The sequence below is a fragment of the Streptomyces sp. NPDC058877 genome, assembly GCF_042742855.1.
GTDB lineage: Bacteria > Actinomycetota > Actinomycetes > Streptomycetales > Streptomycetaceae > Streptomyces.
On the sequence record NZ_JBHYMF010000286.1, the window covers coordinates 1 to 6,765 of the forward strand.

Annotated in this window: 7 protein-coding genes; 5 read left to right on the plus strand and 2 right to left on the minus strand. The window is 69.3% G+C overall.

The genetic code is table 11. From position 1 onward, the window contains the following. The 3 genes from ACFW2Y_RS33895 to ACFW2Y_RS33905 all read left to right on the plus strand — a co-directional run. The coding region (locus ACFW2Y_RS33895) for a M16 family metallopeptidase (RefSeq protein ID WP_384887020.1) at positions 1-1,346 on the plus strand (1,346 nt) is incomplete at its 5' end. Positions 1,347-1,373: 27 nt separating this feature from the next. Next, the gene (gene dapB, locus ACFW2Y_RS33900) at positions 1,374-2,126 is read left to right on the plus strand and encodes a 4-hydroxy-tetrahydrodipicolinate reductase (RefSeq protein WP_384887023.1); all 753 of its coding nucleotides are present in this window, start codon (positions 1,374-1,376) and stop codon (positions 2,124-2,126) included. 5 nt (positions 2,127-2,131) lie between these two features. Next, positions 2,132-2,584 carry a hypothetical protein gene (locus tag ACFW2Y_RS33905; RefSeq protein ID WP_384887026.1) on the plus strand — a complete coding sequence of 151 codons (453 nt, stop codon included), beginning with the start codon at positions 2,132-2,134 and terminating at the stop codon, positions 2,582-2,584. Here the strand turns inward: ACFW2Y_RS33905 and ACFW2Y_RS33910 are convergent. Further along, positions 2,574-3,134, minus strand: coding sequence for a hypothetical protein (locus tag ACFW2Y_RS33910; RefSeq protein WP_384887029.1), 561 nt, complete (start codon positions 3,132-3,134; stop codon positions 2,574-2,576). The two genes, ACFW2Y_RS33905 and ACFW2Y_RS33910, sit on opposite strands and share 11 nt — an antisense overlap. A gap of 54 nt (positions 3,135-3,188) precedes the next feature. Further along, on the minus strand, positions 3,189-3,455 hold the full coding sequence (locus ACFW2Y_RS33915) for a hypothetical protein (protein WP_384887031.1): 267 nt from the start codon (positions 3,453-3,455) through the stop codon (positions 3,189-3,191). Positions 3,456-3,793: 338 nt separating this feature from the next. Between ACFW2Y_RS33915 and dapA the strand changes: the two genes are divergently transcribed. Both dapA and ACFW2Y_RS33925 read left to right on the plus strand, forming a co-directional pair. Further along, positions 3,794-4,693: a 4-hydroxy-tetrahydrodipicolinate synthase gene (gene dapA / locus ACFW2Y_RS33920; RefSeq protein WP_384887033.1), complete on the plus strand. Its 900-nt coding sequence runs from the start codon at positions 3,794-3,796 to the stop codon at positions 4,691-4,693. A 100-nt stretch (positions 4,694-4,793) separates the two neighbouring features. Continuing rightward, positions 4,794-6,479 carry a ribonuclease J gene (locus ACFW2Y_RS33925; RefSeq protein ID WP_384887036.1) on the plus strand — a complete coding sequence of 562 codons (1,686 nt, stop codon included), beginning with the start codon at positions 4,794-4,796 and terminating at the stop codon, positions 6,477-6,479. Positions 6,480-6,765 lie beyond the last annotated feature (286 nt).

Sequence of the window (6,765 nt, forward strand, 5' to 3'; positions counted from 1 at the left end):
CGACTTCGGAGGGGCGGGCCGTCGCCCGTACCCAAACGCTCCTCCCGGGCAAGGACGGCATCGGCACGGTCCGCCGCACGACCCTCCCCGGAGGACTGAGGATCGTCACCGAGACCCTCCCCTCCGTGCGCTCCGCCACCTTCGGCATCTGGGCACACGTCGGCTCCCGTGACGAGACCCCCACGCTCAACGGCGCCACCCACTACCTGGAGCACCTCCTCTTCAAGGGCACCCGCAAGCGGTCCGCCCTCGACATCTCCGCCGCGATCGACGCGGTCGGCGGCGAGATGAACGCCTTCACGGCGAAGGAGTACACCTGCTACTACGCCCGGGTGCTCGACACGGACCTGCCGCTGGCGATCGACGTCGTCTGCGACATGCTCACCGACTCGCTCATCCTCGACGAGGACGTGGACGCCGAGCGCGGTGTCATCCTCGAAGAGATCGCGATGACCGAGGACGACCCGGGCGACGTGGTGCACGAACTGTTCGCGCAGACGATGTTCGGCGACACCCCGCTGGGCCGTCCGGTCCTGGGCACCGTCGACACGATCAACGCGCTGAGCCGCGGCCAGATCGCCCGCTTCTACAAGAAGCACTACGACCCGACCCATCTGGTCGTCGCCGCCGCGGGGAACATCGATCACGCCACCGTGGTGCGCCAGGTCCGCCGGGCCTTCGAGAAGGCCGGCGCCCTCACCCGCACCGACGCGGTTCCCGTCGCTCCCCGTCAGGGGGTGCGGAGCCTCCGCACGGCCGGCCGCGTCGAGCTCCAGACCCGCAAGACCGAGCAGGCCCACGTGGTCCTCGGCATGCCGGGCCTGGCCCGCACCGACGACCGCCGCTGGGCCCTCGGAGTGCTGAACACCGCCCTCGGCGGCGGCATGTCCTCCCGGCTCTTCCAGGAGGTCCGCGAGAAGCGGGGCCTGGCCTACAGCGTGTACTCGTACACCTCGGGCTTCGCCGACTGCGGTCTCTTCGGCGTGTACGCGGGCTGCCGGCCGAACCAGGTCCACGACGTCCTGAAGATCTGCCGGGACGAGCTCGACAAGGTCGCCTCGGACGGCCTCACGGACGAGGAGATCACCCGGGCCGTCGGCCAGCTCTCCGGTTCGACCGTGCTGGGGCTGGAGGACACCGGCGCGCTGATGAACCGCATCGGCAAGAGCGAACTGTGCTGGGGCACCCAGATGTCGGTCGACGACATGCTCACCCGGATCGCCGCCGTCACCCCTGACGAGGTCCGCGAGGTCGCCCACGACGTACTGAACCAGCGGCCCTCGCTCTCGGTGATAGGCCCGCTGAAGGACAAGCAGGCGGACCGCCTCCACCAAGCGGTCTCCTGACCCCGAGCCCTTAAGGAATTCAGAGCAATGAGCAAGCTGCGCGTGGCGGTCCTCGGTGCACGGGGCCGCATCGGCTCAGAGGCGGTCAAGGCCGTCGAGGCGGCCGAGGACATGGAACTGGTCGCGGCCCTCGGCCGCGGCGACCGGCTGGAAGCGCTCACCGAGGCGGGCGCCCAGGTCGTCGTCGAGCTGACCACCCCCGACTCGGTCATGCAGAACCTCGACTTCTGCGTCGGTCACGGCATCCACGCCGTGGTCGGCACCACCGGATGGACCGAAGAGCGCCTCGCGCGGCTGAACTCCTGGCTCGCCGCTTCCCCGGACACCGGTGTCCTCATCGCGCCGAACTTCTCCATCGGCGCGGTCCTCACCATGAAGTTCGCACAGATCGCCGCCCCGTACTTCGAGTCGGTCGAGGTCGTCGAGCTGCACCACCCGAACAAGGTGGACGCCCCCTCCGGCACCGCCACCCGCACGGCCCAGCTGATCGCCGAGGCCCGGTCGAAGGCAGGCTGCGCCCCGCAGCCCGACGCCACGGCCACCGCCCTCGACGGGGCGCGCGGGGCGGACGTGGACGGCGTCCCCGTGCACGCCGTACGCCTCCGGGGGCTCCTCGCCCATCAGGAGGTGCTGCTCGGCGGCGAGGGGGAGACCCTCACCGTCCGCCACGATTCGCTGCACCACTCCAGCTTCATGCCGGGCATCCTGCTGGCCGCCCGCCGCGTGACCTCCGCCCCGGGCCTCACCTTCGGCCTGGAGAACTTCCTGGACCTGGGCTGACGGTCATGGGCGGAAAGATCACATACGTATTCCTGGCCACCGTCCTCGTCCTCGTCTTCGGCGTGGTGGCGATGGAGGGCGTGCTCCTCCTCCTCACGGGGGAACCGGCCGCCATGGGCATGGGCGCGGTGGCGTTCCTGCTGCCGGCCGTCGGCGGTTGGTTCCTCTGGAAGAACACCAGCTTCGCGCGCCGGGCCAACCGCCTCGCCGCGGAGCTGGAGGCCGAGGGCGGCCTGCCCGTCGACGAGCTGAAGCGCACCGAGGGCGGTCGGATCGACCGGGACTCCGCCGACGAGGTGTTCGCCCGGCGCAAGGCCGAGGCGGAGGACTCGCCCGAGGACTGGCGCTGCTGGTTCCGGCTCGCGGTGGCCTACCACGACGCACGGGACACCCCCCGGGCGCGCAAGGCGATGCAGCGGGCCATCGCGCTCCACGAGGGGCGTCCGGTCAGCGCGTAGCCGTCTGGCCCGTGCCGTATTCGGCGTTCCAGGCCTCGATCGTGTCGGCCGCCCGGTCGAAGGCCTCCACACGGGAGAGGAAGTCCGAGTTGTGGTCGGTGAGCAGCAGGAGCTGCTCACCGGCCCGCCGGTCGAGCACCAGGGCCTGGCCCTGGACCGTGCGGGGGAGCCCCAACCAACGCACCGGCTGCTGGGTGGTCCGGACCGAGGTCACCTTCGTCCAGGGCACGGTGGAGGTCGAGAAGAAGCCCACCCGCCGGATGCCGGCGCGGCTCACCCAGGTGCCCATGCGCAGCATGCGCAGGGCGCTCGCGATGATGAGCACGGCGATGCCGAAGGTGACGCCCGCGCCGCCGAAGGCTCCCGCCGTCGCAATGATCACTGCGGCGAGCAGTACGAACGAGGCGAGCAGCAGCGCGAGCGCGGCCGTCCCCACCCGCCAGGACCCCGGCCGGTACGGACGGCGCCACTGGTCGTGGTCGTCGAACGGCAGGGCGACGTGGTCGGTCGTGTCAAAAGCACGGTCGGCCGTCAGGAAGGGCAGGGGCACGGCAGGTCCTCACTCATAAGCACGCTCGAAGGGGCAGTGCCCGGTGAGGCTACCTCAGCGGTTGTCGGAGGCCTCGGACTGCTGCTGACGACCGGCCGGGTCACCGGACTGGAGCGAGGGCATCCCGAGGACCAGGGAGCCGACGAGGCCGGCCACGACGGTCAACCCGAGCAGTGCGCGACCCACGACCTGGGAGGGGCTGAGGCGCTCCCGGGGCGGTGGAGTGACGTTACTGCGGAAGTGGTCCGCCTCCGCGACGAACGCGAACGGCACGGCCTCTTCCCTGGGGCTACCTCCCGGCGGGGTCTGGGGGAGGAACATCGGAGCCACTCTCCTTCTTTCGTCGTCCTGTGTCACAGGTACAGACGACGAAACAGCGGTTTCGGTGCCCTTTTTCATCAAAGCAGCCGTATCTCATCCTTCGGGAGGAGGGCAGGGAGGCCGACGAATCCGAGAGCTGGCCGATCGTGCGGTTCCGGAGGGCACATATGTCCGAACACACCATGGGAAGTGTCCGTATTGCGACGTTTCGTGAAGTTCATCTAGGCTGATCAAACGGACCCGGCGCTGCCTGAACCCCCGAGCAGGCAGCGCCGGGATCCCTTTCTCCCGTGCCCCTCGGGGACACCCGGCGCTGAGCAGCGAGTAGCGTGTTACCCATGGCTCCGATCTCCACTCCGCAGACCCCCTTCGGGAGGGTCCTCACCGCCATGGTCACGCCCCTGACGGCGGACGGCGCACTCGACCTCGACGGCGCCCAGCGACTCGCCACCCATCTGGTGGACGCCGGCAACGACGGCCTCGTCATCAACGGCACCACCGGCGAGTCCCCGACCACCAGCGACGCGGAGAAATCGGAGCTGGTGCGGGCTGTCCTGGAGGCCGTCGGCGACCGCGCCCACGTCGTCGCCGGCGTCGGCACCAATGACACGCACCACTCCGTCGAGCTCGCCCGCGCCGCCGAGCGCGATGGAGCCCACGGCCTCCTCGCCGTGACGCCCTACTACAACAAGCCCCCCCAGGAGGGCCTGTACCGGCACTTCTCGGCCATCGCCGACGCCACCGGCCTCCCCGTGATGCTCTACGACATCCCCGGCCGCAGCGGCGTCCCGATCGCCACCGAGACGATCGTCCGCCTCGCCGAGCACCCCCGCATCGTCGCCAACAAGGACGCCAAGGGCGACCTCGGACGCGCGAGCTGGGCCATCGCCCGCTCGGGCCTCGCTTGGTACTCCGGTGACGACATGCTCAACCTGCCGTTGCTCTCCGTGGGAGCCTGCGGCTTCGTCTCCGTCGTCGGCCACCTGGTCACCCCCGAACTCCGCGCCCTCCTCGACGCCCACCTCGGCGGAGAGGTCCAGAAGGCGACCGAGATCCACCAGAAGCTGCTCCCGGTCTACACCGGGATGTTCCGCACCCAGGGCGTCATGACCACCAAGGCCGCCCTCGCCCTCCAGGGCCTGCCGGCCGGCCCCCTGCGGCTGCCGCTCGTCGAGCTCTCCGCACAGGAGATCGAGCAGCTCAAGGTCGACCTGGCAGCCGGCGGGGTAGAACTCTGACATCGGACTTCACAACTGAACACTGACAACGGCAAGTGCACGATTGTCATGCGCGCCACGTGCCCGACCGGTACGTGGCGCGCATGGTGAGGAGAGTCTTTTGAGTCATCCGCATCCCGAACTCGGCGCCCCGCCGAAGCTGCCCAAGGGCGGCCTGCGCGTCACCCCGCTCGGTGGTCTCGGTGAGATCGGCCGAAACATGACGGTCTTCGAGTACGAGGGCCGTCTGCTCATCGTCGACTGCGGCGTCCTCTTCCCCGAGGAGGAGCAGCCCGGCGTCGACCTGATCCTGCCGGACTTCACCACCATCCGTGACCGCCTCGACGACATCGAGGGCATCGTGCTCACGCACGGTCACGAGGACCACATCGGCGGCGTCCCCTACCTGCTCCGCCTGAAGCCGGACATCCCGCTGATCGGCTCCAAGCTGACCCTCGCCCTGATCGAGGCCAAGCTGCAGGAGCACCGCATCCGCCCCTACACCCTTGAGGTGGCCGAGGGGCACCACGAGCGGCTCGGCGCCTTCGACTGCGAGTTCATCGCGGTCAACCACTCCATTCCGGACGCCCTCGCCGTCGCCATCCGCACCCCTGCGGGCATGGCGGTCCACACGGGCGACTTCAAGATGGACCAGCTGCCGATGGACGGTCGCCTCACCGACCTCCACGCCTTCGCGCGGCTCAGCGAGGAGGGCATCGACCTCCTCCTGACCGACTCGACGAACGCAGAGGTCCCGGGCTTCGTCCCGCCGGAGCGCGACATCTCCAACGTGCTGCGGAACGTCTTCGCCAACGCCCCGAAGCGGATCATCGTGGCCAGCTTCGCCAGCCACGTGCACCGGATCCAGCAGATCATCGACGCCGCCCACGAGTACGGCCGTCGGGTCGCCTTCGTCGGCCGCTCGATGGTGCGCAACATGGGCATCGCCCGTGACCTCGGCTACCTGCGGGTCCCGGCCGGACTGGTCGTGGACGTGAAGACCCTCGACGACCTGCCGGACGACGAGGTCGTGCTGGTCTGCACGGGGTCCCAGGGCGAGCCCATGGCGGCGCTGTCCCGCATGGCCAACCGTGACCACCAGATCCGCATCGTCCCCGGCGACACGGTGATCCTCGCGTCCTCCCTGATCCCGGGCAACGAGAACGCGGTCTACCGCGTGATCAACGGCCTGACCCGGTGGGGCGCGAACGTGGTCCACAAGGGCAATGCCAAGGTCCACGTCTCGGGCCACGCCTCGGCCGGCGAGCTGCTGTACTTCTACAACATCTGCAAGCCGAAGAACCTCATGCCGGTGCACGGCGAGTGGCGCCACCTGCGGGCCAACGCCGAGCTCGGTGCCATGACGGGCATCCCCAAGGACCACATCGTCATCGCGGAGGACGGCGTCGTCGTCGACCTGGTCGACGGCCGCGCCCGTATCACCGGCAAGGTCCAGGCGGGATACGTGTACGTGGACGGCCTCTCGGTCGGCGACGTCACCGAGACCTCCCTGAAGGACCGCCGCATCCTCGGCGAGGAGGGCATCATCTCGGTCTTCCTCGTGGTCGACTCGTCGACGGGCAAGATCGTGGGCGGCCCGCACGTCCACGCCCGTGGCTCCGGGATCGACGACTCCGCCTTCGACGCGGTGATCCCGAAGATCGACCAGGCCCTGAACAAGTCGGCTCAGGACGGCGTCGTCGAACCCCACCAGCTCCAGCAGCTGATCCGCCGCACGGTCGGCAAGTGGGTCTCCGACACGTACCGTCGGCGCCCGATGATCCTCCCGGTCGTCGTGGAGGTCTGACCAGCGGGACAGCGGAGCGGGGCCCCTCGATTTGCATCGGGGCGCCCCGCTCCAGTACGTTTACGGCTCCGCCAGATCGGGAAACCCCGGGTGCCGCCGTGCGCCCGGAGGATGAACCGGGAGGCGGGAAATCCGACTCAGAAGATCTGATAAAGTCGGAAAGCGCCGGAAGGCCTCGGAAAGAAATTCGAGACCGGAAAGCACCGAGGAAATCGGGTCGGAAAGATCTGATAGAGTCGGAAACGAAGGAAGCGCCCGGAGGGCCTGGGAACAGGAACGATGGAAG

Coding starts and splice junctions, on each gene's coding strand:
- dapB (WP_384887023.1), top strand. CDS start 1,374: ATGAGCAAGCTGCGCGTGGCGGTCCTCGGTGCACGGGGCCGCATCGGC.
- ACFW2Y_RS33905 (WP_384887026.1), top strand. CDS start 2,132: ATGGGCGGAAAGATCACATACGTATTCCTGGCCACCGTCCTCGTCCTC.
- ACFW2Y_RS33915 (WP_384887031.1), bottom strand. CDS start 3,455: ATGTTCCTCCCCCAGACCCCGCCGGGAGGTAGCCCCAGGGAAGAGGCC.
- dapA (WP_384887033.1), top strand. CDS start 3,794: ATGGCTCCGATCTCCACTCCGCAGACCCCCTTCGGGAGGGTCCTCACC.